We start from the raw sequence: 25,511 nt of genomic DNA, 5'->3' as shown, positions 1-25,511 counted from the left end.
GCCTAGCGGGGCACCGGGACCGAGCCGAGCGCGGACGCCAGCACCTGCGCGACGTCGGTGCCCTCCAGCTCGGCCTCGGGCCGCAGGCCGAGGCGGTGCACCAGCGTGGCGTGGGCGAGTGCCTTCACGTCGTCGGGGGTGACGAAGTCGCGCCCGTTCAACCACGCCCAGGCGCGGGCGGCGCGCATCAGGGCGGTGGCGCCGCGCGGGCTGACCCCGAGGCTGAGCGACGGGGAGTCCCGGGTGGCGCGGGCGACGTCGACGATGTAGCCGGCGACCTCGTCGGAGACCTGGACCCGGGCGACGGCCGCGCGTCCGGCGAGGACGTCGTCCGGCCCGGCCACGGCCCTCACCCCCGCGCCCCGGACGTCGCGGGGGTCGAAACCGCCCGCGTGTCGCCGGAGCACCTCCATCTCCTGCGCGCGCTCGGGGATCGGCAGCACGACCTTCAGCAGGAACCGGTCCAGCTGCGCCTCCGGCAGGGGGTAGGTGCCCTCGTACTCGACGGGGTTCTGCGTGGCGGCGACCAGGAACGGGGAGGGCAGCGGGCGGGAGCGGCCGTCGACCGAGACCTGGCCCTCCTCCATCGCCTCGAGCAGGGCGCTCTGCGTCTTGGGCGGCGTCCGGTTGATCTCGTCGGCGAGGAGCAGGTTGGTGAACACCGGGCCCTGGCGGAAGGTCAGCTCACCCTGGTGGGCGGCGTCGATGACCATCGAGCCGGTGATGTCGCCCGGCATCAGGTCGGGGGTGAACTGCACCCGCCGGGTGTCGACGTCGAGCGCGCCGGCGAGGGTCCGCACCAGCAGCGTCTTGGCCACGCCCGGCACGCCCTCCATCAGCACGTGCCCGCCGCACAGGAGCGCCACCAGCAGGCCCGAGACGGCGGCGTCCTGGCCGACCACGGCCTTCGCCACCTCGCGGCGCACGTCGGAGAGGCGCTCGCGGGCCTCCCCGCCGGAGGGGCCGCCCGCGGGTCGGGCGCGGGTCTGCTCGCCAGGGTCCTTCGCGAGCATCCCGCCGTCCGTCGTGGGGTCGTGGGTCATGTGCGGCGTACCTCTCTGTCGAGCGCGGCGAGCGCGTCGGCCAGGTCGACGAGCTCGGTGTCGGACTCCGGTGGGGGAGCGGTCGGGTCGAGCAGCCAGGCGACCTCGGCGGGGTGCCGCGCCGTGCGCCGCGCGACGTCGAGGACGACGGGGTCCGGGGCGCCGGGCGCGGCCGGTGCGGCGGGGATCCCCAGCCGGGTGGCGAGCCGCTCGCGGGTGGCGCGGCGCAGGGCCCCGGCGGCGTGGCCCCGGTCCCGGCCGCGGTGGTAGAGCCGTCCGCGGCTGCGGGTCGTCTCGGAGGCCTTGACGTGGACGGGCAGCGGCTCGGTCACGAGGGGCCCGAACCGGCGGGCGCGCCAGTAGATGGCCACGAACGAGGTCAGGAGCAGCAGCCACAGCGACGGGCCCAGCCAGGGCGGCAGCAGCGACGACGGGGCGGCGCTGTCGCCGGCCGACAGGTCGGCGGGGTCCGGCACGAACCAGACCAGCCGCTCGCGCGCCCCCAGCAGGCGGAGCGCCACGGCGGCGTTGTCCGCGCGCAGGATCTGCTCGTTCGACAGGACGCCGTCCGCCCCGAGCACGCTCACGCCGGGGCGCGGGCTGACGAGCAGCGACCCCTCGTCGACGGCGAAGCACCCGTCGAACGGGTAGGCCTCGGCGGTGTCGACCGTGATCTCGAGGTCCGTCAGGTCCGCGCCCCCGGAGGCGTCGCCGGTGCAGTCGGCAGGGACGTCCTCGGGGCCGTCGACGAAGGTGGGGGTGTCGGCGTCGTCCACGATGCCCACCGCGCCCGCCCCGGCACCCGCGACGACCAGCTGGCCGTCGGCAGCGTGCTCGAGGAGCCGGTCGGTGACCGACCCGCCGAGGCCGTACGGCGAGGTGACGAGGACGGTCGTGCCGCCGTCGACCTCGGTGCGCTCGAAGGCCTCGAGGTCGCGGACGACGTCCACCTCCACGCCCTCGTCGTCGAGCACCCGGGCGAGCGCCTGGGCGCCGCTGGGGGAGGGGTTGCGCGGGTCGAGCGGGTCGGTGCGGGTGGCGTCGCGCGCGGTGAGGGCGACCAGGACGACGGTGAGCAGCACGACGAGGACGACCAGCACGGTCGAGCGGCGGGGCAGGAACCGGCGGGCCCCGGAGGTCCGGTCGGCCCCGGCGGACGGGGTCGGCGGGGCCGGCGGGTCGGCCGTGGCCGCGCTCACCGGACGCCCGCCAGGTCGCCGTCGAGGGCGAGGACCTCGCGCACGCGGTCCTCGGGCAGCGACCGTTCGCCGTAGACGACCTCGTCGAAGCCGGACGCCGCCCGGCGCAGCGCCGCCTCACGGCCGGGGTGGTCGTCGGCGAGGGTGGTCGCGATCTCGCGGGCGGTGAGCCCGGGCAGGTCGGCCAGGCGGCCCCGCTCGACCTGCCGGACGGCGAGGGCGCGGAAGGCGTCGGCGAACGCCTCGGGCAGGCGGCCCTCCGCGAGGGCGGCCTCAGCGGCGGCGCGCAGCTCGTCGGCGGTGGCGCGCACGTCGTCCAGCACACCCTCGCCGGCGGTGCGTCGGCCGCGGTCGCCGCGGGCGCGGGAGAGCAGCCACAGCAGGGCCAGGGCGAGGGCGACGAGCACCACCATCGCGGCGGCGGCGACGAGCGGGTCGGTCTCACCGGCCCGGCGCAGGCCCTCGTCGAGCCAGCGCGACAACCAGTCCAGGAACCGCAGGACGGGGTTCTCCTGGTTGTACTCGGGCAGGAGCAGCTCGCGGCGGAGCTCCTCCCGCGCCTCGTCGCCCGAGGGCTCGAGCCCGGTCACGGCGAGGTGATCCCCGCGCGGGCGAGGAGCTCGACGTCCAGCGCCTCCTTGCGCATGCGCTGGTCGACGTACTGCAGGGAGGTGACGGCGGCGGAGAACGGCGAGACGAAGGCGGCGACCACCACGGTGGACAGCGCCTGCCCGAGGACGAACACGAAGACCTGGTAGCCACCCAGCGCCGGTAGCGCCAGCGACAGCTGGGCCAGCAGCGAGACCGGGAAGCTGATGATGCTCCCCGCGATCTGCGCGATCAGGCCGGTCAGCAGGGCGATGCCGAGCGTGCGCCAGAACTGCCGGCGCGTCAGGCGGAACGCCCGCCCGAGGGCGGCGAGGACGCCCGTGCGCTCGAGCATCAGGGCGGGGACGGCGAGGTAGCTGAGCCGCACCCACGCCCAGACGTACAGCGCGACCACGGCAGGCACGGTGACGATGCCGAACAGCACGAGGACGACGGGCTCGCCGACGGCGAGGACCAGCACCACCCACAGGGCGATGTAGAGGCCGAGGACGACCGTGTACGCCAGCCCCATGAGGAAGGTCAGGCCGAGCAGCCGCCAGCGGCGGCCGTGGGTGGCGTCCCACGCCTCCTTGAGGGACAGCCGTCGTCCGACGGCGGCCGCCATCGTCACGTGGGCGATCATCCCGGTCACGAGGACGAGACCGACGGACTGGGCCAGTGCGCCCAGCACGAAGGAGCCGAAGGCGCCGATGAAGCCGATGGCGTCGGCGTCGCTCGGCTCCGGCGCGGCGCCGGGGGTGGTCGTGGTCGACGGGTCGAGGAACCCAAGGGACAGGTCGAGCGTCGCCGACAGGACGAGGGTGACCACGACCGGGACGGCCATCGCGGCCGCCGCCACCAGCGCCGCGGACCCGACGGTCGCGCGGGGGTTGAAGCGGATGATCTTGAAGGCGGCGTCGTACATGTCGCCGAGGCGCAGCGGGCGGATCGGGATCGCGCCCGGCTTGTGGGCGGCCCCGGCGAACGGTGGCGGGCCCGCCTGCCAGGCCGGCGGCCCCTGGTAGGTCATGGGGCCCGGCGCGCCGTACCCCGGCGCCGCGGCGGCACTCCCGTACGGCGGACCGGGCGGCCCGGGTGGCGGTGGCGCGCCCGGTGGTGGGAACTGCTCCTCCGGTGCCATGCGCTCCCCCTTCGCCCAGCCTGTGTGGCGGCCATCCTGTCAGGTCCGAACCCGCGACCGAGCCTGCGAGGTCGCGAGGCGAGGAGGTCGAGCGAGCGCGCGACCGAGGAACGAGGTCGCGGCCGCGGGTCGAGACCCGGTGACGTCGAAGGGAGCCGCTCGCACCGCCTCGTCGAGACCACAGGGAGAGGTGCGCGGTCCGACTCCGGTGGTCTCGACGACGCGGAGCCGCTGGCGCGGCTCGGCTGCTCGACCACCTGAGCGGTCATCCGTCTCGTTCCGGGAGGGGCGCCCGACGCGCCCTCGTTCCACAGGCGCGCCCGAGGCCGCAGGTATCGTCACCGGTGTCTCGACCCTCGTCGGATGGCACCCACGCAAGCGCGGGTGCCGACCCGATTTGAAGTAGGTCGGCGGGTGGTGTCAGGATAGTGCGGTTGCTCCGGCGGGTTGCCGGGGTGTGGCAGTGCTTGACCACTTCATCGTGTCTCCAGGGATCGACGGTGGTGGCGTGCGGCCGCACCGATCCAGGAGACCCGATCCGCCCCGCTCGCGCGGGGTGGCACCGCTGGCCGACAGCCTCGTGAACGTGCGGGGTCGCGCAGGAAGTCCGCGCGACACGCCCGACCGCGGGGGTCGGACGAGGCCGGGCACGAACGGGGCGGACCCACCCGGGACCGCACCGCAGGACCGAGCACGACGTACGCCCTTGTACTCCGGTACACGTTCGAGTGAGGACATCTCAGACCTATGGCGGGACAGAAGATCCGCATCAGGCTCAAGGCCTACGACCACGAGGTGATCGACACCTCCGCGCAGAAGATCGTCGACACGGTCACCCGTACCGGCGCGCGCGTCGCGGGCCCGGTGCCGCTGCCGACCGAAAAGAACGTGTACTGCGTGATCCGCTCGCCGCACAAGTACAAGGACTCGCGCGAGCACTTCGAGATGCGCACCCACAAGCGCCTCATCGACATCATCGACCCCACGCCGAAGACCGTCGACTCCCTCATGCGGCTGGACCTGCCCGCCGGCGTCGACATCGAGATCAAGCTCTGAGGCTGAAGACATGACTTTCGAACGCACCCTGAAGGGCCTGCTGGGCACCAAGCTCGGCATGACCCAGACCTGGGACGCCGACAACAAGGTCGTCCCCGTCACCGTGATCGCCGCCTCCACCAACGTGGTGACCGCGATCCGCCGGCCGGAGACCGACGGCTACAACGCCGTCCAGGTCGGGTTCGGCGAGATCGAGGCCCGCAAGGTGACCAAGCCGGTCGCCGGTCAGTTCGCCAAGGCGGGCGTGACCCCGCGCCGCCACGTGGTCGAGATCCGCACCGCGGACACCTCCGCCTACGAGGTCGGCCAGGAGCTCACCGTCGAGGAGTTCGCCGTCGGCGACGCCGTCGACGTGACCGCCACCAGCAAGGGCAAGGGCTACGCCGGAACCATGAAGCGTCACGGCTTCTCCGGCGTCGGCGCCTCGCACGGCGCGCACCGCAACCACCGCAAGCCGGGCTCCATCGGTGCCTGCGCGACGCCGGGCCGGGTCTTCAAGGGCACCCGGATGTCCGGCCGGATGGGTGCGGAGACGGTCACCACCCAGAACCTCACGGTCCACGCCGTCGACGCGGAGCGCGGTCTCGTGCTCGTCAAGGGTGCCGTCCCCGGCCCCCGCGGCGGCGTCGTCGTCCTGCGTTCCGCGGCGAAGAAGGAGGCCTCCCGATGAGCAAGGTCGACGTCGACCTCCCCGCCGAGATCTTCGGCGCCAGGACCAACGTGTCGCTGATCCACCAGGTGGTCGTGGGCCAGCAGGCCGCGGCCCGCCAGGGCACCGCCGCCACCAAGACCCGCGGCGCCGTTCGCGGTGGTGGCCGCAAGCCCTACCGCCAGAAGGGCACCGGCCGCGCCCGCCAGGGCTCGACCCGCGCGCCGCAGTTCGCCGGCGGTGGCACCGTCCACGGCCCGCAGCCGCGCGACTACAGCCAGCGGACCCCCAAGAAGATGAAGGCCGCCGCCCTCCGCGGCGCCCTGTCCGACCGGGCCCGCAACGACCGCGTCCACGTGGTCGACGGCTTCCTCGACGGCGACGTGCCCTCGACCAAGGCCGCGCTGGCGTCGCTGCACGCGCTCGCCGACCGTCGCCGCTTCCTGGTCGTGGTGGACCGCGAGGACCACCTGACCTGGCTGTCGCTGCGCAACGCGCCCGAGGTGCACCTGATCGTCCCGGACCAGCTGAACACCTACGACGTCCTCGTCAACGACGACGTCGTGTTCACCCGCGAGGCGTACGACGCGTTCGTCGCGCACGCCGCGAAGGGCGCGACCCGCGAGGAGGGCGAGAAGTGAGCACGCTGCACAAGGACCCGCGCGACATCCTGATCGCGCCGGTCGTCTCCGAGAAGAGCTACGGGCTGCTCGACGCGAACAAGTACACGTTCATCGTCCGCCCGGACGCCAACAAGACCGAGATCAAGATCGCCGTCGAGAAGATCTTCGGCGTCAAGGTCACCTCGGTGAACACCCTGAACCGCCAGGGCAAGGCCCGCCGTACCCGCTACGGCATCGGCCGCCGCAACGACACGAAGCGCGCGATCGTCTCCCTCGCCGAGGGCGACCGGATCGACATCTTCGGCGGACCGGTCGGCTGAGCGGGACGCGAGAGGACATCTGAGACATGGCTATCCGTAAGTACAAGCCGACCACCCCGGGCCGCCGCGGCAGCTCGGTGGCCGACTTCGTCGAGATCACCCGGACCACCCCGGAGAAGTCGCTCACGCGCCCGCTGGCGAAGAAGGGCGGCCGCAACAACCAGGGCCGCATCACCACGCGCCACCAGGGCGGCGGCCACAAGCGCGCCTACCGGATCATCGACTTCCGTCGCTACGACAAGGACGGCGTGCCGGCGAAGGTCGCGCACATCGAGTACGACCCGAACCGCACCGCGCGCATCGCGCTGCTGCACTACGCCGACGGCGAGAAGCGCTACATCATCGCGCCGCGCGGCCTGCGCCAGGGCACGGTCGTGGAGTCGGGCCCTGGCGCCGACATCAAGACCGGCAACAACCTGCCGCTGCGCAACATCCCGGTCGGCACGACGATCCACTGCGTCGAGCTCCGCCCCGGCGGCGGCGCGAAGATCGCCCGCTCCGCCGGCAACAGCGCCCAGCTGGTCGCCAAGGAGGGCTCGCGCGCCACGCTGCGCATGCCGTCGGGCGAGATGCGGTTCGTCGACGCCCGCTGCCGCGCCTCGCTGGGCGAGGTCGGCAACGCCGAGCAGTCGAACATCAACTGGGGCAAGGCCGGCCGCATGCGCTGGAAGGGCAAGCGCCCGACCGTCCGCGGCGTCGTCATGAACCCGGTCGACCACCCGCACGGTGGTGGTGAGGGCAAGACCTCCGGTGGTCGCCACCCGGTGTCCCCGTGGGGCAAGCCCGAGGGCCGCACGCGCAAGCGCAAGGCCAGCGACAAGCAGATCATCCGCCGCCGCCGCACCGGCAAGAAGCGCTGAGCAGGACTAGGTAGGGATAAGCAGAGATGCCTCGCAGCCTGAAGAAGGGCCCCTTCGTCGACGACCACCTGCAGAAGAAGGTGGACGCGGAGAACGAGAAGGGCTCCCACAACGTCATCAAGACCTGGTCGCGCCGGTCGATGATCGTCCCGGACATGATCGGTCACACGATCGCCGTCCACGACGGTCGCAAGCACGTGCCGGTGTTCGTCACCGACGCGATGGTCGGGCACAAGCTCGGCGAGTTCGCCCCGACCCGCACCTTCCGCGGCCACATCAAGGACGACCGGAAGGGGCGCCGTCGATGAGCACCACCGAGCGCACCCGCACCAGCGCGCGCCGCACCTCCCTGCTGGGTGACCAGCCGGGGGCGTTCGCCAGCGCCCGCTTCGTGCGGATCACCCCGATGAAGGCCCGCCGTGTCGTGGACCTGGTCCGCGGCATGGGTGTCGAGGACGCCCGCGCGACGCTGCAGTTCGCGCCGCAGGCCGCCTCGGAGACCGTCCTCAAGGTCCTGGAGTCCGCGGTCGCGAACGCCGAGACCACCGAGGACCTCGACCCCGCGACCCTGGTCGTGTCGGTCGCGCAGGTCGACGAGGGCCCGACCATGAAGCGCTGGCGGCCCCGCGCGCAGGGACGCGCGACCCGCATCAACAAGCGCACGAGCCACATCACCCTCGCCGTGCAGCCCGCCGACGCGGTCGCTGCCAAGCGGGGCAAGAAGGGACGGACCGCCTGATGGGTCAGAAGATCAACCCGAACGGGTTCCGCCTCGGCATCTCGACCGACCACCGCACCCGGTGGTACGCCGACAAGCTCTACAAGAGCTACGTCGGCGAGGACGTCGCCATCCGCAAGCTGCTCTCGAAGGGCATGGAGCGGGCCGGCATCGCCAAGGTCGAGATCGAGCGCACCCGCGACCGCGTCCGCGTCGACATCCACACCGCCCGGCCGGGCATCGTCATCGGCCGCCGCGGCGCGGAGGCCGACCGGCTGCGTGGTGAGCTGGAGAAGCTCACCGGCAAGCAGGTGCAGCTGAACATCCTCGAGGTCAAGGGCGCCGAGATCGACGCCCAGCTCGTGGCGCAGGGCGTCGCCGAGCAGCTCGCGGGTCGTGTGCAGTTCCGCCGCGCGATGCGCAAGGCGATCCAGACCTCGATGCGCTCCGGTGCCAAGGGCATCCGGATCCAGTGCTCCGGCCGCCTCAACGGCGCCGAGATGTCGCGCACCGAGTTCTACCGCGAGGGCCGCGTGCCCCTGCACACCCTGCGCGCCGACATCGACTACGGCTTCTACGAGGCCAAGACGACCTTCGGCCGCATCGGCGTGAAGGTCTGGATCTACAAGGGCGAGGTCGCCGGCACCCGCGCGGAGCGCGAGGCCCAGGCCGCCGCCCGCGCCGGCGCCCCCGGCCGTGGTGGCCGTGGTGGCCGCGGCGGCGAGCGTCCGTCGCGCGGCACCCGTGGCGACCGTCCCACCCGTTCGGCCCGCGACGGCGCGCCCGAGACCTCCGCCCCCGCGGGCGAGGCCACCGGCGCTCCGGCGGAGGCCGCGACCTCGGCTCCGGCCGGGCAGGAGGGCTGAGAACCATGCTGATGCCCCGACGCGTCAAGCACCGCAAGCAGCACCACCCCAAGCGCCGCGGCACCGCCAAGGGCGGCACCCGTCTCGCGTTCGGCGACTTCGGCATCCAGGCGACCGAGGGTTCGTACGTCACGAACCGTCAGATCGAGTCCGCCCGTATCGCCATGACGCGCCACATCAAGCGTGGCGGCAAGGTCTGGATCAACATCTACCCGGACCGCCCGCTGACCAAGAAGCCGGCCGAGACCCGCATGGGCTCCGGCAAGGGCTCGCCCGAGTGGTGGGTCGCGAACGTCAAGCCCGGTCGGGTGATGTTCGAGCTCTCCGGTGTCAGCGAGGACGTCGCCCGCGAGGCGCTGCGCCGCGCGATGCACAAGCTCCCGATGAAGTGCCGCTTCGTGTCCCGTGAGGCAGGTGACCTGTGATGGCGACCAAGACCAGCAAGGCGTTCGAGCTCGACGAGCTCGAGCAGGCCGACCTCGAGACCAAGCTGCGCGAGGCCAAGGAGGAGCTGTTCAACCTCCGCTTCCAGGCCGCCACCGGCCAGCTGGAGAACAACGGCCGGCTGCGGACGGTCAAGAAGGACATCGCCCGGATCTACACCGTGCTCCGTGAGCGCGAGCTCGGGATCCGCAGCACCAGCGAGACCGACGAGACCGAGAAGGACGCATGAGCACCGAGTCGAGCACCGGGTCGAGCACCCAGCGCAACAGCCGCAAGGTCCGCGAGGGCCTCGTGGTGAGCGACAAGATGGACAAGACCGTCGTCGTCAGCGTCGAGGACCGCGTGAAGCACGCGCTGTACGGCAAGGTCATGCGCAAGACCAGCCGCCTCAAGGCGCACGACGAGCAGAACCAGTGCGGCACCGGCGACCGGGTCCGCATCATGGAGACCCGCCCGCTGTCGGCCACCAAGCGCTGGCGCGTCGTCGAGGTCCTCGAGAAGGCCAAGTGACCGACGGGCAGCAGCCCGTCACCGACCACACCGTGGAGTTCCCCCAGGCTCGTCGCCAGGCGAGAACCGGGGCGACAAGGAGAAGGACATGATCCAGCAGGAGTCGCGGCTCAAGGTCGCCGACAACACCGGTGCCAAGGAGATCCTGTGCATCCGGGTTCTCGGTGGCTCCGGGCGCCGGTACGCCGGCATCGGCGACACCATCGTCGCCACCGTCAAGGACGCCATCCCCGGCGGCAACGTCAAGAAGGGCGACGTCGTCAAGGCGGTCATCGTCCGCACCGTGAAGGAGCGCCGTCGTCCGGACGGCTCCTACATCCGCTTCGACGAGAACGCGGCCGTCATCCTCAAGCAGGACGGCGAGCCCCGCGGCACCCGCATCTTCGGCCCCGTCGGCCGCGAGCTGCGCGAGAAGCGCTTCATGCGGATCGTCTCGCTCGCCCCCGAGGTGCTCTGACATGACCTCCAAGAAGCCTGCGAACAAGCCGAGGAAGTCGATGAAGATCAAGAAGGGCGACACCGTCAAGGTGATCGCCGGCAGCGACAAGGGCGCCCAGGGCAAGGTCATCGGCGTGCTGCGCGAGCACGACCGCGTGATCGTCGAGGGCGTCAACCGCGTCAAGAAGCACACCAAGGTCGTCGACGCGGGCGGCCGCTCCGGCAAGTCCGGCGGCATCATCACCACCGAGGCCCCCATCCACGTGTCCAACGTGATGCTGGTCGAGGGCGACGGCGTGACCCGCGTGGGCTACCGCCGCGACGAAGTGACCAAGCGCCGCGCCGACGGGACGACGTACACCGCCACCCGCTCCGTGCGCGTCTCGCGCAAGACCGGTGAGGAGATCTGAGATGGCCGACACCGCCACCCCCATCGAGGAGCAGATCGACCCCGACCTCGAGGTCGAGTCCGCCCCGACCATCTCCGCCCGTGAGATGCCCCGCCTGAAGAAGCGCTTCCGCTCCGAGATCCTGCCGGCGCTGCAGTCGGAGTTCGAGATCCCGAACGTCATGCAGGTGCCCGGCCTGACCAAGATCGTGGTCAACATGGGTGTCGGCGAGGCGGCTCGCGACTCGAAGCTGATCGAGGGCGCCGTCCGCGACCTCGCGCTGATCACCGGTCAGAAGCCGGCGATCAACCGCGCGAAGAAGTCGATCGCGCAGTTCAAGCTGCGCGAGGGCATGCCCATCGGCGCCCACGTGACGCTGCGTGGCGACCGCATGTGGGAGTTCCTCGACCGCCTGCTGTCGATCGCGCTGCCCCGCATCCGTGACTTCCGCGGCCTCGAGTCGCGCCAGTTCGACGGTCGCGGCAACTACACCTTCGGTCTGACCGAGCAGGTCGTCTTCCACGAGATCGACCAGGACAAGATCGACCGTCCCCGAGGCATGGACATCACCGTGGTGACCACCGCCGAGAACGACGACCAGGGGCGTGCGCTGCTCAAGCAGCTCGGCTTCCCGTTCAAGGAGAACTGAGATGGCGAAGACTTCCCTGAAGGTGAAGGCGGCCCGCAAGCCCAAGTTCGCGGTCCGCGGCTACACCCGCTGCCAGCGCTGCGGGCGGCCCAAGGCCGTCTACCGCAAGTTCGGCCTGTGCCGGATCTGCCTGCGCGAGATGGCTCACCGGGGCGAGCTGCCCGGCGTGACCAAGTCCTCCTGGTGAGCGCGAGCCACCGACACAACCGCTGAAGGTCGCGGGCCGAGCCCGCGAAACCGCAGAAGAGAGAGAACCACCCATGACGATGACCGACCCGATCGCAGACATGCTGACGCGTCTGCGCAACGCCAACCAGGCGTACCACGACGAGGTGTCGATGCCCTACTCCAAGCTGAAGGCCGGCGTCGCCGAGATCCTCCAGCAGGAGGGGTACATCACCTCCTTCGGCGTGACCGAGCCCGCGGAGGGCGAGGTCGGCCGCACGCTGACCATCGGCCTCAAGTTCGGCCGCAACCGCGAGCGCTCGATCGCCGGGGTGCGCCGCGTCAGCAAGCCCGGCCTCCGGGTGTACGCCAAGCACACCGGCCTGCCCAAGGTCCTCGGTGGCCTCGGCATCGCCATCATCTCGACCAGCCAGGGTCTGCTCACGGACCGCCAGGCCAACCAGAAGGGCGTGGGTGGGGAAGTCCTCGCCTACGTCTGGTGAGGAGGAGTCACCCATGTCGCGAATCGGCAAGCTCCCCATCACGGTGCCCTCTGGCGTCGACGTCTCCATCGACTCCTCGAACGTCACGGTGAAGGGCCCCAAGGGCACCCTGAGCCACAACGTCGTCGAGCCGATCACGGTCTCGCAGTCGGACGGCGTCCTGAACGTCGAGCGTCCGGACGACGAGCGCCTCAGCCGCTCGATGCACGGCCTCACCCGCACCCTGATCGCCAACATGGTCCACGGTGTGACCGAGGGCTTCGAGAAGCGCCTCGAGATCCACGGCGTCGGCTACCGCGTGCTGTCGAAGGGCCCGACCCAGCTGGAGTTCCAGCTCGGCTACAGCCACTCGATCACGTTCGACGCCCCCGAGGGCATCACGTTCACCGTCGACAACCCCACGCGCCTCGGCGTCCAGGGCATCGACAAGCAGCTGGTCGGCGAGACCGCGGCGAAGATCCGCGACCTCCGTCGCCCCGAGCCCTACAAGGGCAAGGGCGTCCGGTACGCCGGCGAGCACGTCCGCCGCAAGGTCGGAAAGGCAGGTAAGTGACCATGGCGATCTCCCTCAAGCGCCACAAGCACACCGCACCGCGGGTGCGCGCCCGTCTGCGTCGCCAGGCGCGGGGCCGCAAGCACATCTCCGGCACCCCGGAGCGCCCGCGCCTCGTGGTCACGCGCAGCTCGAAGCACATCTCCGTGCAGGTCGTCGACGACCTCGCCGGCCGCACGCTGGTCCACGCCTCCTCGATGGAGACCGACCTGCGCTCGACCGACGGGGACAAGACCGCGAAGGCCAAGCGCGTCGGCGAGCTCGTCGCCGAGCGCGCGGTCGCGGCCGGCGTCTCCAGCGTGGTCTTCGACCGCGCCGGCAACAAGTACCACGGCCGGGTCGCTGCCCTCGCCGACGGAGCCCGCGAGGGCGGCCTGACCTTCTGACCTTCCCCGGGCCCACGAGGCCCGGTGTGATCGCGAGAGAAAGAGGAGAACCATGAGCGGACCCCAGCGCGGTCAGCGCGCCGGTGGTGAGCGCCGTGGCGGACGTGACAACGGACGTGGCGGCCAGCCGGTCGACAAGAACGCCTACGTCGAGCGCGTCGTCGCCATCAACCGTGTCGCCAAGGTCGTCCAGGGCGGCCGTCGCTTCAGCTTCACCGCCCTCGTCGTCGTCGGTGACGGCGACGGGATGGTCGGTGTCGGCTACGGCAAGGCCAAGGAGGTGCCCGCGGCGATCGCCAAGGGTGTGGAGGAGGCGAAGAAGAACTTCTTCCGCGTCCCCCGCAGCCAGGGCACCATCCCGCACCCCGTCCAGGGCGAGAAGGCGGCCGGCGTCGTCATGCTGCGTCCCGCCGCCCCCGGTACCGGCGTCATCGCCGGTGGTCCGGTGCGCGCGGTCCTGGAGTGCGCGGGCATCCACGACATCCTGAGCAAGTCGCTCGGGTCGTCCAACCAGATCAACATCGTGCACGCGACCGTCGAGGCGCTGCGCATGCTGGAGACGCCCGAGTCGGTCGCCGCCCGCCGCGGCCTCCGCGTCGAGGACGTCGCTCCTGCCGCCCTGCTGAAGGCGCGCGCGGAGGTGACTCCCTGATGGCACAGCTCAAGGTCCAGCAGAAGCGGTCGACCATCGGCTGCAAGCAGAACCAGCGTGAGACCCTGCGCTCGCTCGGTCTCAAGCGCATCGGCGACGTCGTCGTCAAGGAGGACCGCCCCGAGATCCGCGGGATGGTGCACACCGTGCGCCACCTCGTGGAGGTCGAGGTCCTCGACGGCGACGTCGAGAAGGGGGCGTGACATGACGCTCAAGATCCACCACCTGAAGCCGGCCCCGGGCTCGAAGAAGGCCCGCACCCGTGTCGGCCGCGGTGAGGCCTCCAAGGGCAAGACCGCCGGTCGCGGCACCAAGGGCAGCAAGGCGCGCAATCAGATCCCCGCGGGGTTCGAGGGCGGCCAGATGCCCCTGCACATGCGGCTGCCGAAGCTCAAGGGCTTCAAGAACCCGTTCCGCACCGAGTACCAGGTCGTCAACCTCGACCGCCTCGGCCAGCTGTACCCCGACGGTGGCGAGGTGACCGTGGCCGACCTGGTCGAGCGGGGAGCCGTCCGCCGAAACCAGCCCGTCAAGGTGCTGGGCGACGGGTCCATCTCCGCGTCCGTCCGGGTGAGCGCCAACGCGTTCTCGGCGTCCGCGACCCGCAAGATCGAGGCCGCCGGGGGCACGACGACCGTCGTGTGACTTTCCCGGGTCTCCCGTGACAGAACGAGGCACTCCTCGGCCGCCAGCGGCCGGGGAGTGTCCTGTTAGGCTGCGACGGTTCTCGCGGTCGTCGGCGGGAGCCGCACCGCTGCAGAGGAAGAGGAGCTCGTGCTCAGCGCGTTCGCCAACGCATTCCGCACCCCGGACCTACGGCGCAAGCTGCTGTTCGTCCTGTTCATCGTCGCGATCTTCCGCCTCGGGTCCCAGGTCCCTGCCCCGGGCGTCGACGTGGCGTCGGTGCAGGCGTGCATCCAGATCCAGGAAGACTCGAGCGTCTTCAACCTCATCAACCTGTTCTCGGGTGGCGCGCTGTTCCAGCTCACCATCTTCGCGCTCGGGATCATGCCGTACATCACGGCGAGCATCATCCTGCAGCTGCTCGTGGTCGTGATCCCACGGCTGGAGGCCCTCAAGAAGGAGGGCCAGTCCGGTCAGGCGAAGATCACGCAGTACACCCGGTACCTGACGCTGGCCCTCGCGGTCCTCCAGGCCACCGGCATCGTCGCCCTCGCGCGCTCCGGTCAGCTGCTCCAGGGCTGCACCGAGCCCCTCCTGCACGACAACGGCACGGGCGCCTTCCTCGTCATCGTGATCACGATGACCGCCGGCACCGCCATCATCATGTGGCTCGGCGAGCTCATCACCGACCGCGGCGTCGGCAACGGCATGTCGATCCTGATCTTCACGCAGGTCGTCGCGACGTTCCCGTCCGCGCTGTGGCAGGTCCAGGCGCAGCAGGGCTGGGTGACCTTCTCGATCGTCATGGCCATCGGCCTGGTGCTCGTCGCGGCCGTGATCTTCATCGAGCAGGCGCAGCGCCGCATCCCGGTGCAGTACGCCCGCCGCATGGTGGGCCGCAAGATGTTCGGCGGCAGCTCGACGTACATCCCGCTGAAGGTCAACCAGGCCGGCATCATCCCGGTCATCTTCGCCTCGTCGCTGCTCTACCTCCCCGGCCTCGCTGTGCAGTTCAACGCGAACTCCAGCTCGGCCTGGGTGTCGTGGCTCAACCGGTACTTCGTCACCGGTGACCACCCGCTCTACATGGCGGTCTACTTCGCCATGATCGTCTTCTTCACCTACTTCTACGTGTCCATCACCTTCAACCCTGAAGAGGTGGCGGACAACATGAAGAAGTACGGCGGCTTCATCCCCGGGATCCGGGCGGGCAAGCCGACGCAGGACTACCTCTCCTACGTCCTCTCCCGGATCACGCTGCCGGGGGCTCTCTACCTGGGAATCATCGCGCTCATCCCGCTGATCGCGCTCGCGATGATCAACGCCAACCAGAACTTCCCGTTCGGCGGCACGTCCATCCTGATCATGGTCGGCGTCGCCCTCGACACGGTGAAGAAGATCGAGAGCCACCTGCAGCAACGGAACTACGAAGGATTCCTCCGCTGATGCGTCTGATCATCATGGGCCCCCCCGGAGCAGGGAAGGGGACGCAGTCGTCGCGCATCGCCGAGCGCTACGGCATCCCCGCCATCGCGACCGGTGACATCTTCCGCGCGAACGTGAAGGAGGGGACCCCGCTCGGCCAGGAGGCGCAGCGCTACATGGACGCGGGCGACTACGTCCCCGACAGCGTCACCAACGCGATGGTGCGCGACCGCCTGACCCAGGACGACGCGCAGGACGGGTTCCTGCTCGACGGCTACCCGCGGACGCTCGCCCAGGTCGACGAGCTGGACGGGATGCTGAAGGACGCGGGTGCCGAGCTCGACGCGGTCGTCGTCCTCACCGTCGACGCCGAGGAGCTGGTGACCCGGCTCGTCAAGCGGGCCGAGCAGGACGCCCGCAGCGACGACACCGAGGACGTCATCCGTCACCGGCAGGACGTTTACCGGGAGCAGACGGCGCCGCTCATCGACGTGTACGCCGAGCGCGGCCTGCTCGTCACCGTCGACGGCATGGGTGCCGTGGACGACGTGTCGGCACGCGTGCGCTCCGCGCTCGACGACGTCAAGCCCTGACCCTCGCCCGATGCTCTGGCGTCGGCGGGGGATCGAGGTCAAGACCCCCGAGCAGGTGCGGGCCATGCGGTCCGCCGGGCTGGTCGTCGGGCGCACGCTCGAGGTGCTGCGCGCCGCGACCGTGCCGGGGGTGACGCTGGCCGAGCTCGACGCCCTGGCCGAGCGGACGATCTCCGACGCGGGTGCGACGCCGTCCTTCCTGGGCTACCAGGGGTTCCCGGCGACGATCTGCACCTCCGTCAACGACGTCGTCGTCCACGGCATCCCGGACGACACCGTGGTGGCCGAGGGCGACCTGGTCTCCGTCGACTGCGGGGCCGTGGTCGACGGCTGGCACGGCGACGCGGCGATCACGGTGCCCGTCGGACGGGTCACCGCGGCCGAGCGGGCGCTCGTCGCCGCCGCCGAGGCCGCGATGTGGGCCGGGATCGCCGCCGCCCGTCCGGGCGCCCGGGTGGGCGACGTGTCCGCCGCCGTGGAGGCCTCGCTGCGCGCCGCCGGCCACGACGGCATCGTTCGCGACTACACCGGCCACGGCATCGGGACGGCGCTGCACCAGGCCCCGGACGTCCCCAACGTCGGCCGCGCCGGTCGTGGACCCCGCCTGACGGTCGGCATGGTGCTGGCGATCGAGCCCATGGTGACGCTCGGCACCGACGAGGTCGACGTCGACGCCGACGAGTGGACGGTGCGGACCCTCGACGGCTCACGGGCCGCCCACAGCGAGCACACCGTGGCGCTGACCGAGGCCGGGCCCTGGGTGCTGACGTCGCTCGACGGGGGTCGCGAGGCCCTGGCCGGTCTGGGTGTGGAGGCCGTCGCTCTCGACTACGGTGACGCCTGACCGAGGGGAGTCAGACCATGAGCGCTGCACAGCCGGGGCAGCCCGTCCCGGGCGGTGACCGCCGGCTCCGGGTGAGCCACGACGGTCGCACGGCCGTGCTCGACGGGCCGACGGTGACCTTCGGTCGCGACGCCCGCTGCGAGGTCGTGGTCTCCCACGAGGACGTCTCCCGGCGCCACGCGGAGCTCCGCCTGTCGGGCGAGGGCTGGTTCCTCGTCGACGTCGGCAGCACCAACGGCACCTGGATGGGGGGCCAGCGCGTCAGCCACGTGCGGCTCCCGGACGCCGGTGCCTCCTTCCGGCTGGGCGGGAGGAACGGCCCCCTGGTCGAGGTGACGCCCGCCGCGGCGGGGGAGCGGGCCACGGTCCAGCAGCCCGGACCGCACCCCGGCCCGGCCCCGGCCCAGCAGCAGGGCCTCCAGCAGCCGCCGCCGGCGACCCCGCCGTACGGGATGCCGCCGCAGGGTCCTCCGCAGGGCTTCGCGCCGCAGGGCCCGCCGCAGCAGGGCTGGGCCCAGCCGCCGGCCGCTCAGCAGGGCTGGGGCCAGGGGGCGGCGCCGGCCGCGCCCGCCGCTCAGCAGGGCTGGCCCGGTGCGGGACAGGCCAGCGGGCCCCGCATGGCGCCGCCGGGGCTGATGGAGCACGGCCGCACGATCCTGCCGGACAGCCGTCCGCAGGGGATGGCGACGCTGACCATCGGGCGCAGCCGCACGAGCGACGTGTTCCTCGACGACCCGCTGGTCTCGCGCCAGCACGCCACGCTCGAGCTCGGCGCGATGCAGCCCGTCCTGCGCGACCTGGGCAGCTTCAACGGCACCCACGTCAACGGGCGCCGGATCCAGGGGCCCGTGCCGTTGAGCGGCGGCGACGAGGTCGCCATCGGCAACCAGACGTTCGTCTGGGACGGCTACCAGCTCGTCTCCCGCGCCAGCCGCAGCGACCTCACCCTCGGCGTCGAGGGCCTCACCCAGGTCGTCAAGGGCGGCAAGCGACTCCTCGACAACGTCTCGTTCCAGCTTGAGCCGGCCACCCTCACCGGGGTCGTCGGGCCCTCGGGCTCCGGCAAGTCGACGCTGCTCGGGGCGCTGACCGGCCTCAACCCGGCCTCCCACGGCAACGTCGTCTGGCAGGGCCACGACCTCTACACGCACTACGAGCAGCTGCGCTTCCAGATCGGGCTGGTGCCCCAGCAGGACATCCAGCACCCGCAGCTCACCGTGCGCCAGGGACTGTCGTACGCCGCGATGCTGCGCCTGCCGCCCGACACGGGCAAGGAGGAGCGTGACGAGCGCGTCGGCCAGGTGGTCGGGCGGATGCAGCTGCAGCGCCAGGTCGACAACCGGATCGGCACCCAGCTCTCCGGCGGGCAGAAGAAGCGCGTCTCGATCGCGACCGAGCTGCTGACGGCGCCGCCGCTGCTGTTCCTCGACGAGCCGACGTCCGGGCTCGACCCGGGCCTCGACCGCGACGTGATGCTCCAGCTGCGCGACCTCTCCGACGAGGGCCGTGTCGTCGTCGTGGTGACCCACTCGGTCCTCGCCCTCGACACCTGCGACAACGTCATCGTGCTCGCACCGGGCGGTCGCCTCGCCTACTTCGGGCCCCCGTCCGGCGTGCTCGCGCACTTCGGCTGCAACAACTACCCGGAGGTCTTCGACCTCCTCGACGAGCCCGACCTGTGGCAGCGGATCCCGCCGCCGCCCGGCGTGATGCACACCGGCGGCATGCCGGCGCTGGCGAACTCCCCGGTCACCCCGCCGCCCCCGCAGTCGTTGTCGCGCCAGCTGACGACGCTGGTGCGCCGCAACCTGGCGCTGACCGTCTCGGACCGGCTGCTGCTGGCGATGCTCGTCATGATGCCGCTGGTGCTGGGCGGCCTGAGCCGTCTCGTCCAGGGCGACGCCGGGATGTCGCTGGAGGAGAACAACTTCGGCGTCGCCGAGGTGCAGCAGCGGCTGACGATCCTGATCGTCGCGGCCGCGCTGATGGGCGTCGCGGTGACGATCCGCGAGCAGATCAAGGAACGCGCGATCTTCAAGCGCGAGTACGCCGTGGGGCTCTCACCCGGTGTCTACCTGGCCTCGAAGATCCTCGTCCTCGGCACCGCGTGCTTCCTCCAGGGCGTGCTGGTCACGTTCATCGCGACGGTCGGCCTGCCCGGTCCCGACGACGGGGGAGTGCTGGGGCTCGGACGCCTCGAGATCACCTTCGCGATCGGCGCGCTGGCGTTCACGATGGCCGTCGCGGGCCTCGCCTTCTCCGCGCTGGTCACCAGCTCGGAGCAGACGATGCCGATCCTCGTCGGCCTGGTGATGGTCCAGCTGGTGCTGTCGGGGGCGCTGTTCGCGGTGGACGACCGCCCGATCCTCGAGCAGGCCGCCTGGCTCTCGCCCTCGCGGTGGGCCTTCTCCGCGGCGGCGTCCTCGGTCGACATCCACGGCCCGCTGGAGAGACGCCCCGGTGAGACCCCCGACCCGCTCTACTCCGACACCGTGGGCCAGTACCTGGGCAACATCCTCATGCTCGGGGTGCTGTGCGCCGCGACCATCGTCATCGCCTTCGTGCTCACCCGCCGCAGCGCCACCGCCCCGGACCGGTGAGGCTGCCGCGGCCGAGCCTGCGAGGCCGCGACCGCGGGTCGAGACCCGGTGAGCCGACATCGGCCACGCGTCCCCGGGCCGGGGAACACCAGATCGCCGTCGACGGTTGTACACACCGATGACCGACGCCATGCCCGCCCTGTCCGTGCTCGACCTGGTGCCCGTGCGCACCGACCAGACCAGCGCCGACGCCATCACGGCGTCGCGGCACCTCGCACAGGTGGCGGACGCCGCGGGCTACCGCCGCTACTGGCTCGCCGAGCACCACAACATGTCGGCGATCGCGTCGACCAACCCGCCGCTGCTCATCGCGATGCTGGCCGCGGCGACGGAGCGCATCCGCGTCGGCTCCGGCGGCGTCATGCTGCCGAACCACGCGCCCCTCGTCGTCGCCGAGCAGTTCGCCCTGCTCGAGGCGGCGTACCCCGGCCGCATCGACCTCGGCCTCGGGCGAGCGCCCGGCACCGACCCCGTGACCAGCTACGCCCTGCGGTACGGCGGAGGAGGGGTCAGCGAGGACGCCGCGGAACGGTTCGCCGAGCACGTCGACAACGTGCGGGCGATGATGGACCCGGCCGGCGTCGGCGTCTCCGTCGGCGGCCAGACCCACGCGTTGCGCGCCACCCCGGCCGCCACCTCGACCCCCGACGTGTGGCTGCTCGGCTCCTCGGACTTCTCCGCGCGGCTGGCGGCCCGCAACGGCATGCCGTACGTGTTCGCCCACCACTTCTCCGGCCAGGGCACCGCCGAGGCCCTCGACCTCTACCGCTCCCAGTTCGTCCCGAGCCCCGAGCTCGCCGAGCCGCGGACCTTCCTGACCGTCAACGTCTCCGTCGCCCGCGACGCCGACGAGGCGGCGCGGCTCGCCCGCCCGCAGCTGCTGGCCATGCTCGCCCTGCGGACCGGTGGCCGTCTCGGTCCCCAGCTGCTCGTCGAGGAGGCCGAGAAGGCCGAGCTGCCCGCCGCCCACGCCGACCTGGTCGACGCCATGGCCCGTCGCTGGGTGATCGGCGACCCGGCGTCCGCGCGGGCGCAGCTGGCCGAGCTCGCGGCGACGTACGGGGTCGACGAGGTGATGGTCCACCCGGTCACGGGGGCCTGGACCGGCACCGAGACCGACCGGGCGCCGGCCCGCGAGGAGACGCTCTCCCTGCTCGCGGCCTGACCGGCCGGGGTGCTCCCTCCCCCTCGCGTGCGCCGCGGGGCGTGGATTACCCTGCGCGACCACCCATGACCTAGTGTTGGTCCTTGGCCCCACGTGGGCTCGTCTCGTGACGCCCAGCGGCTGTCCGACCTCGTCGGGAACAGGGTGGCCACGAGCGCGTCCACGAGGTCCGTCCGTCGCCCACAGAGAACCCGGGTGGCGGGGAGGTTCTGAGGGCCAACGGTAGACCAGACCAGATTCGTCGAGTCGAGACAAGCGAGGACATGCCGAAGAAAGAAGGCGTGATCGAGATCGAGGGCACCGTCATCGAGGCCCTCCCCAACGCGATGTTCCGCGTGGAGCTCAGCAACGGCCACAAGGTCCTCTCGCACATCAGCGGCAAGATGCGGCAGCACTACATCCGGATCCTCCCCGAGGACCGCGTGGTGGTGGAGCTCTCGCCGTACGACCTGTCCCGCGGACGGATCGTCTACCGCTACAAGTAGCTCCACCGACCAGCCGATCCGAGAGGACCTCCACCCGTGAAGGTCAAGCCCAGCGTCAAGAAGATCTGCGACAAGTGCCAGGTGATCCGTCGCCACGGCCGCGTCATGATCATCTGCGACAACCCCCGGCACAAGCAGCGCCAGGGCTGATCGCAGACCGCACGACTCGCAGGACCCGCCCCGGCAGGGGCCGCACCACAACTCCACATCACGACGTGAACGCTGGCCCGGCGCAAGCCGGGTGAGACACCTCCGGAGCAGAGGCCGGAGCCCGTGCCGGGACAGCTCCCGGGCGACGCGGGACGCGACACGTCACGACACCTCTGTGGCAACCGAAGGGAAACCGCCAGCACATGGCACGCCTCGTCGGAGTCGACCTCCCGCGCGAGAAGCGCGTGGAGATCGCTCTCACCTACATCTACGGCATCGGCCGTACCCGCTCCCGTCAGGTCCTCGCGGCCACCGGCGTGAACCCGGACACCCGGGTCCACCAGCTCGGTGACGACGAGCTCGTCAAGCTCCGCGACGAGATCGAGGCCAACTTCAAGATCGAGGGTGACCTGCGCCGCGAGGTGCAGGCGGACATCCGCCGCAAGATCGAGATCGGCAGCTACCAGGGTCGCCGCCACCGTCAGGGCCTCCCGGTCCGCGGTCAGCGCACCAAGACCAACGCGCGCACCCGCAAGGGCCCCAAGCGCGCCGTCGCCGGCAAGAAGAAGGCCAGGTGACCTCCGTCGTCCCCGTCCTCACCGACGCGGGGCGACGTCGAGCACCTGAGCACGGACACCAGGACTAACAGGAGCAGGTATGCCACCCAAGAGCCGCAGCACCGCGGGCGCCAAGAAGGTGCGCCGCAAGGAGAAGAAGAACGTCGCGCAGGGCGAGGCCCACATCAAGAGCACGTTCAACAACACCATCGTCACGATCACCGACCCCACGGGTGCAGTGATCTCCTGGGCCTCCGCCGGCACCGTCGGCTTCAAGGGCTCGCGCAAGTCCACGCCGTTCGCCGCGCAGATGACCGCCGAGGCGGCGGGTCGTCGGGCGATGGAGCACGGGATGAAGAAGATCGACGTCTTCGTGAAGGGCCCCGGTTCGGGCCGCGAGACGGCGATCCGGTCGCTGGGTGCGGTCGGCCTCGAGGTCGGCACCATCCAGGACGTCACCCCCACGCCCCACAACGGATGCCGGCCGCCGAAGCGCCGCCGCGTCTGAGCCCCGCCGACCACAGCACACCGAGGAGCATCTGAGACATGGCCCGTTACACCGGCCCCATGACCAAGAAGTCGCGCCGTCTCGGCGTCGACCTCGTGGGAGGCGACGCCGCCTTCGAGCGCCGCCCCTACCCGCCCGGCATGCACGGCCGCGGCCGCATCAAGGAGAGCGAGTACCTCCTCCAGCTGCGCGAGAAGCAGAAGGCCCGCATCTCGTACGGCATCATGGAGCGGCAGTTCTTCAACTACTACGCGGAGGCCTCGCGGCGTCCCGGCAAGACCGGTGACAACCTGCTCCAGCTGCTGGAGTGCCGCCTGGACAACGTCGTCTACCGGGCGGGCTTCGCCCGGACCCGCCGCCACGCCCGCCAGCTCGTGTCCCACGGGCACTTCCTGGTGAACGGCAAGAAGGTCGACATCCCGTCGTACCAGGTGAGCCAGTACGACATCATCGACGTCAAGGAGAAGTCGCTCGAGACCACGCCGTTCATCGTGGCTCGTGAGACCCACGGCGAGCGGGTCGTCCCGGCGTGGCTCCAGGCGCTCCCCAACCGCATGCGGATCCTCGTGCACCAGCTCCCGGTGCGCGCGCAGATCGACGTGCCGGTGCAGGAGCAGCTGATCGTCGAGTTCTACTCCAAGAAGTGACCCGGCGGGTGCCGGTCCCTCCCTCGTGGGGGACCGGCACCGGCAGGCGCCCCTCGTCCTCCCTCAGCCTCCGCTCGCCACGCAGTTCGGGCCCGTCAAATAGCGGGTGGGCCCGGAAAGGAAAGATCAAGTGCTCATCGCACAGCGCCCCACCCTGTCCGAGGACGTCGTCGACGACTTCCGCTCCCGCTTCGTCATCGAGCCCCTCGAGCCCGGCTTCGGCTACACGCTCGGCAACTCGCTGCGTCGTACGCTGCTCAGCTCGATCCCCGGCGCGTCGGTCACCAGCATCAAGATCGACAACGTCCTCCACGAGTTCTCGACCATCGAGGGCGTCAAGGAGGACGTCACCGAGGTCATCCTGAACCTCAAGTCGCTGGTCGTCTCCTCCGAGCACGACGAGCCGGTCACCATGTACCTGCGCAAGTCCGGCGCCGGTGAGGTCACCGCCGCCGACATCGCGCCCCCGGCCGGCGTCGAGGTGCACAACCCCGACCTGGTCATCGCCACGCTGTCCGACAAGGGCCAGCTGGAGATGGAGCTCGTCGTCGAGCGCGGTCGTGGCTACGTCTCCGCCGTCCAGAACAAGGGCGCGGACAACGAGATCGGCCGCATGCCGGTCGACTCGATCTACAGCCCCGTGCTGAAGGTGACCTACAAGGTCGAGGCCACCCGAGTCGAGCAGCGCACCGACTTCGACCGCCTCGTCATCGACGTCGAGACCAAGCCGTCGATCCGGCCCCGCGACGCCATCGCCTCCGCCGGCAAGACGCTGGTCGAGCTCTTCGGCCTCGCCCGCGAGCTGAACGTCGAGGCCGAGGGCATCGACATCGGCCCCTCGCCGGTCGACGAGCAGCTGGCCGCCGACCTGGCCCTGCCGGTCGAGGACCTCCAGCTGACCGTCCGCTCCTACAACTGCCTCAAGCGCGAGGGCATCCACACCGTGGGTGAGCTCATCAGCCGCTCCGAGCAGGACCTGCTCGACATCCGCAACTTCGGTGCGAAGTCGATCGACGAGGTCAAGGCCAAGCTGGTCGAGATGGGTCTGTCCCTCAAGGACAGCGCGCCCGGCTTCGACCCGACCGCGGCCCTGGCGGCGTACGGCGACGACGACAACGACGACGCGTACGTCGAGGACGAGCAGTACTGATCCCCACCCCGAGCCGCCCGTCGACGTGACGGGCGGCCCACCTACCCCGGTACCTGGTACGGCCGGGGAGAGAGCGAGAGAAGCAGCATGCCCAAGCCCACCAAGGGTCCCCGTCTCGGCGGCAGCCCGGCGCACCAGCGCCTGATCCTGCGCAACCTGGCCACCCAGCTCTTCGAGCACGGCGCCATCACCACCACCGAGAAGAAGGCCCGCGTGCTGCGGCCCTTCGCCGAGAAGCTGATCACCAAGGCCAAGAAGGGCGACCTGCACAACCGTCGCCTCGTGCTGCGTGAGCTCTTCAACGGTGTCGACCAGCGTGCGTTCGACGAGGAGGGCGTGCTGGTGGTCAACAAGTACCCGCAGCACAAGCTCTTCACGGAGATCGCGCCGTCCTTCGCCGACCGTCCGGGCGGGTACACCCGGATCACCAAGATCGGCCCCCGCAAGGGCGACAACGCGCCCATGGCGGTCATCGCCCTGGTCACCGAGCCCTACACGGCGTCCGAGTCCCGGGCGACCAGCAAGGAGCAGACCGTGAGCACCGAGAAGGACACCCCGGCGCCCGTCGCCGAGACCGACGAGCCCACCCTGGTGGACGAGTCGGCCCGCGAGGAGGAGGCCGGCGACGCCCCCACCGCGCAGGACGCCACCGGTGGCGAGACCGGCACCGACGAGGTCGTCGAGGAGGCCTCGACCGAGGCCGAGCCGGCCGCCGGCACCGAGGACCCGCAGACGCAGGCCTCGGCCGAGGACGCCGCCCCCGTCGGCGAGGGCGACAAGAACGCCTGAGCCTCACCCCGGAGCAGCCGCTCCACCAGCACCACCCGTTCCATCCAGGACGCGCAGACGGTCACCGTCTGCGCGTCCTGGTCATTTCGCCGAGTCGGCCCGAACGCCGCCGTCAGGGACGCCGAGTCGGCCCGAACGCACGTCTCAGGGACGCTGAGTCGGCCCGGAAGGTCCCACTGGTGCGCCAACTGGGCGCGTTGGAGGGCTGTGTTCGGGCCGACT

The 25,511-nt window shown here is 71.2% G+C and carries 37 protein-coding genes; 33 read left to right on the top strand and 4 right to left on the bottom strand.

The window, feature by feature from the left end; all coding sequences use genetic code 11:
• Positions 1-2 precede the first annotated feature (2 nt).
• From MJ876_RS20545 to MJ876_RS20530, 4 genes are read right to left on the bottom strand one after another with little or no spacing between them, the layout of a single operon-like run.
• The gene (locus MJ876_RS20545; RefSeq protein ID WP_240239263.1) at positions 3-1,043 is read right to left on the bottom strand and encodes a MoxR family ATPase; all 1,041 of its coding nucleotides are present in this window, start codon (positions 1,041-1,043) and stop codon (positions 3-5) included.
• Positions 1,040-2,242 (bottom strand): DUF4350 domain-containing protein, encoded by a 1,203-nt coding sequence (locus tag MJ876_RS20540; protein ID WP_240239261.1) that lies wholly within the window; start codon positions 2,240-2,242, stop codon positions 1,040-1,042. The genes MJ876_RS20545 and MJ876_RS20540 overlap by 4 nt, the downstream gene beginning before the upstream one ends.
• Complete coding sequence (locus MJ876_RS20535; RefSeq protein WP_240239259.1) at positions 2,239-2,832, bottom strand: DUF4129 domain-containing protein; 594 nt, start codon at positions 2,830-2,832, stop codon at positions 2,239-2,241. The genes MJ876_RS20540 and MJ876_RS20535 overlap by 4 nt, the downstream gene beginning before the upstream one ends.
• Positions 2,829-3,971 carry a hypothetical protein gene (locus MJ876_RS20530; RefSeq protein WP_240239257.1) on the bottom strand — a complete coding sequence of 381 codons (1,143 nt, stop codon included), beginning with the start codon at positions 3,969-3,971 and terminating at the stop codon, positions 2,829-2,831. The genes MJ876_RS20535 and MJ876_RS20530 overlap by 4 nt, the downstream gene beginning before the upstream one ends.
• 747 nt (positions 3,972-4,718) lie before the next feature.
• Between MJ876_RS20530 and rpsJ the strand changes: the two genes are divergently transcribed.
• From rpsJ to rplQ, 33 genes are all read left to right on the top strand, one after another.
• Entirely contained in the window at positions 4,719-5,027 is a 309-nt protein-coding gene (rpsJ, locus tag MJ876_RS20525; RefSeq protein ID WP_240239255.1) for a 30S ribosomal protein S10, read from the top strand.
• Between the two features lie 10 nt (positions 5,028-5,037).
• Entirely contained in the window at positions 5,038-5,697 is a 660-nt protein-coding gene (gene rplC / locus MJ876_RS20520) for a 50S ribosomal protein L3 (protein ID WP_240239253.1), read from the top strand.
• Entirely contained in the window at positions 5,694-6,317 is a 624-nt protein-coding gene (gene rplD / locus MJ876_RS20515; protein ID WP_240239251.1) for a 50S ribosomal protein L4, read from the top strand. Before rplC ends, rplD begins: the two co-directional genes overlap by 4 nt.
• Positions 6,314-6,619, top strand: a complete 306-nt coding sequence (rplW, locus tag MJ876_RS20510; protein ID WP_240239249.1) for a 50S ribosomal protein L23 — start codon at positions 6,314-6,316, stop codon at positions 6,617-6,619. The genes rplD and rplW overlap by 4 nt, the downstream gene beginning before the upstream one ends.
• Before the next feature lie 26 nt (positions 6,620-6,645).
• A complete protein-coding gene (gene rplB, locus MJ876_RS20505) occupies positions 6,646-7,479 on the top strand; it encodes a 50S ribosomal protein L2 (protein WP_240239247.1) in 834 nt (277 codons plus the stop codon).
• Between the two features lie 26 nt (positions 7,480-7,505).
• A complete protein-coding gene (gene rpsS / locus MJ876_RS20500; RefSeq protein WP_240239245.1) occupies positions 7,506-7,787 on the top strand; it encodes a 30S ribosomal protein S19 in 282 nt (93 codons plus the stop codon).
• On the top strand, positions 7,784-8,218 hold the full coding sequence (rplV, locus tag MJ876_RS20495) for a 50S ribosomal protein L22 (protein WP_240239243.1): 435 nt from the start codon (positions 7,784-7,786) through the stop codon (positions 8,216-8,218). Before rpsS ends, rplV begins: the two co-directional genes overlap by 4 nt.
• Complete coding sequence (gene rpsC / locus MJ876_RS20490) at positions 8,218-9,063, top strand: 30S ribosomal protein S3 (protein WP_240239240.1); 846 nt, start codon at positions 8,218-8,220, stop codon at positions 9,061-9,063. Before rplV ends, rpsC begins: the two co-directional genes overlap by 1 nt.
• A gap of 5 nt (positions 9,064-9,068) precedes the next feature.
• Positions 9,069-9,488, top strand: coding sequence for a 50S ribosomal protein L16 (gene rplP / locus MJ876_RS20485; protein ID WP_240239239.1), 420 nt, complete (start codon positions 9,069-9,071; stop codon positions 9,486-9,488).
• On the top strand, positions 9,488-9,736 hold the full coding sequence (gene rpmC / locus MJ876_RS20480; RefSeq protein WP_240239237.1) for a 50S ribosomal protein L29: 249 nt from the start codon (positions 9,488-9,490) through the stop codon (positions 9,734-9,736). The genes rplP and rpmC overlap by 1 nt, the downstream gene beginning before the upstream one ends.
• On the top strand, positions 9,733-10,017 hold the full coding sequence (gene rpsQ, locus MJ876_RS20475; protein WP_240239235.1) for a 30S ribosomal protein S17: 285 nt from the start codon (positions 9,733-9,735) through the stop codon (positions 10,015-10,017). Before rpmC ends, rpsQ begins: the two co-directional genes overlap by 4 nt.
• An 88-nt stretch (positions 10,018-10,105) precedes the next feature.
• Positions 10,106-10,474 (top strand): 50S ribosomal protein L14, encoded by a 369-nt coding sequence (gene rplN, locus MJ876_RS20470; protein ID WP_240239233.1) that lies wholly within the window; start codon positions 10,106-10,108, stop codon positions 10,472-10,474.
• 1 nt (position 10,475) lies between these two features.
• Positions 10,476-10,865, top strand: a complete 390-nt coding sequence (rplX, locus tag MJ876_RS20465) for a 50S ribosomal protein L24 (protein ID WP_240239231.1) — start codon at positions 10,476-10,478, stop codon at positions 10,863-10,865.
• A gap of 85 nt (positions 10,866-10,950) precedes the next feature.
• Positions 10,951-11,493 (top strand): 50S ribosomal protein L5, encoded by a 543-nt coding sequence (gene rplE / locus MJ876_RS20460; RefSeq protein WP_240239295.1) that lies wholly within the window; start codon positions 10,951-10,953, stop codon positions 11,491-11,493.
• A 1-nt stretch (position 11,494) separates the two neighbouring features.
• On the top strand, positions 11,495-11,680 hold the full coding sequence (locus MJ876_RS20455) for a type Z 30S ribosomal protein S14 (protein WP_010831721.1): 186 nt from the start codon (positions 11,495-11,497) through the stop codon (positions 11,678-11,680).
• 73 nt (positions 11,681-11,753) lie between these two features.
• Positions 11,754-12,161, top strand: a complete 408-nt coding sequence (gene rpsH / locus MJ876_RS20450; RefSeq protein WP_240239230.1) for a 30S ribosomal protein S8 — start codon at positions 11,754-11,756, stop codon at positions 12,159-12,161.
• Positions 12,162-12,174: 13 nt separating this feature from the next.
• Positions 12,175-12,714 carry a 50S ribosomal protein L6 gene (gene rplF / locus MJ876_RS20445; protein ID WP_240239229.1) on the top strand — a complete coding sequence of 180 codons (540 nt, stop codon included), beginning with the start codon at positions 12,175-12,177 and terminating at the stop codon, positions 12,712-12,714.
• A 2-nt stretch (positions 12,715-12,716) separates the two neighbouring features.
• Positions 12,717-13,100 (top strand): 50S ribosomal protein L18, encoded by a 384-nt coding sequence (rplR, locus tag MJ876_RS20440; protein WP_240239228.1) that lies wholly within the window; start codon positions 12,717-12,719, stop codon positions 13,098-13,100.
• 52 nt (positions 13,101-13,152) lie between these two features.
• Positions 13,153-13,752 (top strand): 30S ribosomal protein S5, encoded by a 600-nt coding sequence (gene rpsE / locus MJ876_RS20435; protein WP_240239227.1) that lies wholly within the window; start codon positions 13,153-13,155, stop codon positions 13,750-13,752.
• Positions 13,752-13,955: a 50S ribosomal protein L30 gene (gene rpmD / locus MJ876_RS20430; protein ID WP_240239226.1), complete on the top strand. Its 204-nt coding sequence runs from the start codon at positions 13,752-13,754 to the stop codon at positions 13,953-13,955. Before rpsE ends, rpmD begins: the two co-directional genes overlap by 1 nt.
• Before the next feature lies 1 nt (position 13,956).
• On the top strand, positions 13,957-14,397 hold the full coding sequence (rplO, locus tag MJ876_RS20425) for a 50S ribosomal protein L15 (RefSeq protein ID WP_240239225.1): 441 nt from the start codon (positions 13,957-13,959) through the stop codon (positions 14,395-14,397).
• Positions 14,398-14,526: 129 nt separating this feature from the next.
• Positions 14,527-15,822, top strand: a complete 1,296-nt coding sequence (gene secY, locus MJ876_RS20420; RefSeq protein ID WP_240239224.1) for a preprotein translocase subunit SecY — start codon at positions 14,527-14,529, stop codon at positions 15,820-15,822.
• Positions 15,822-16,394: an adenylate kinase gene (locus tag MJ876_RS20415; protein WP_240239222.1), complete on the top strand. Its 573-nt coding sequence runs from the start codon at positions 15,822-15,824 to the stop codon at positions 16,392-16,394. The genes secY and MJ876_RS20415 overlap by 1 nt, the downstream gene beginning before the upstream one ends.
• A gap of 10 nt (positions 16,395-16,404) precedes the next feature.
• Positions 16,405-17,238: a type I methionyl aminopeptidase gene (gene map / locus MJ876_RS20410; protein ID WP_240239220.1), complete on the top strand. Its 834-nt coding sequence runs from the start codon at positions 16,405-16,407 to the stop codon at positions 17,236-17,238.
• 17 nt (positions 17,239-17,255) lie between these two features.
• Positions 17,256-19,838, top strand: coding sequence for an FHA domain-containing protein (locus tag MJ876_RS20405; protein ID WP_240239218.1), 2,583 nt, complete (start codon positions 17,256-17,258; stop codon positions 19,836-19,838).
• 118 nt (positions 19,839-19,956) lie between these two features.
• Entirely contained in the window at positions 19,957-21,003 is a 1,047-nt protein-coding gene (locus MJ876_RS20400; RefSeq protein WP_240239216.1) for an LLM class flavin-dependent oxidoreductase, read from the top strand.
• Between the two features lie 263 nt (positions 21,004-21,266).
• A complete protein-coding gene (gene infA, locus MJ876_RS20395) occupies positions 21,267-21,488 on the top strand; it encodes a translation initiation factor IF-1 (protein ID WP_240239214.1) in 222 nt (73 codons plus the stop codon).
• Between the two features lie 36 nt (positions 21,489-21,524).
• A complete protein-coding gene (rpmJ, locus tag MJ876_RS20390) occupies positions 21,525-21,638 on the top strand; it encodes a 50S ribosomal protein L36 (RefSeq protein WP_240239212.1) in 114 nt (37 codons plus the stop codon).
• A gap of 203 nt (positions 21,639-21,841) precedes the next feature.
• Complete coding sequence (rpsM, locus tag MJ876_RS20385) at positions 21,842-22,216, top strand: 30S ribosomal protein S13 (RefSeq protein ID WP_240239210.1); 375 nt, start codon at positions 21,842-21,844, stop codon at positions 22,214-22,216.
• Between the two features lie 79 nt (positions 22,217-22,295).
• Entirely contained in the window at positions 22,296-22,703 is a 408-nt protein-coding gene (rpsK, locus tag MJ876_RS20380; RefSeq protein ID WP_240239209.1) for a 30S ribosomal protein S11, read from the top strand.
• A 38-nt stretch (positions 22,704-22,741) separates the two neighbouring features.
• Positions 22,742-23,350 (top strand): 30S ribosomal protein S4, encoded by a 609-nt coding sequence (gene rpsD, locus MJ876_RS20375; protein ID WP_240239208.1) that lies wholly within the window; start codon positions 22,742-22,744, stop codon positions 23,348-23,350.
• A gap of 130 nt (positions 23,351-23,480) precedes the next feature.
• Positions 23,481-24,500, top strand: a complete 1,020-nt coding sequence (locus tag MJ876_RS20370; protein WP_240239207.1) for a DNA-directed RNA polymerase subunit alpha — start codon at positions 23,481-23,483, stop codon at positions 24,498-24,500.
• Between the two features lie 87 nt (positions 24,501-24,587).
• Positions 24,588-25,289 carry a 50S ribosomal protein L17 gene (gene rplQ / locus MJ876_RS20365; RefSeq protein WP_240239206.1) on the top strand — a complete coding sequence of 234 codons (702 nt, stop codon included), beginning with the start codon at positions 24,588-24,590 and terminating at the stop codon, positions 25,287-25,289.
• Positions 25,290-25,511: the final 222 nt, after the last annotated feature.

Source organism: Nocardioides sp. CFH 31398 (genome assembly GCF_022436705.1).
In the GTDB taxonomy this organism is placed as follows: domain Bacteria; phylum Actinomycetota; class Actinomycetes; order Propionibacteriales; family Nocardioidaceae; genus Nocardioides.
The sequence above is the reverse complement of the archived record's forward strand: the minus strand, read 5'-3'. Positions and strand labels throughout refer to the sequence as shown.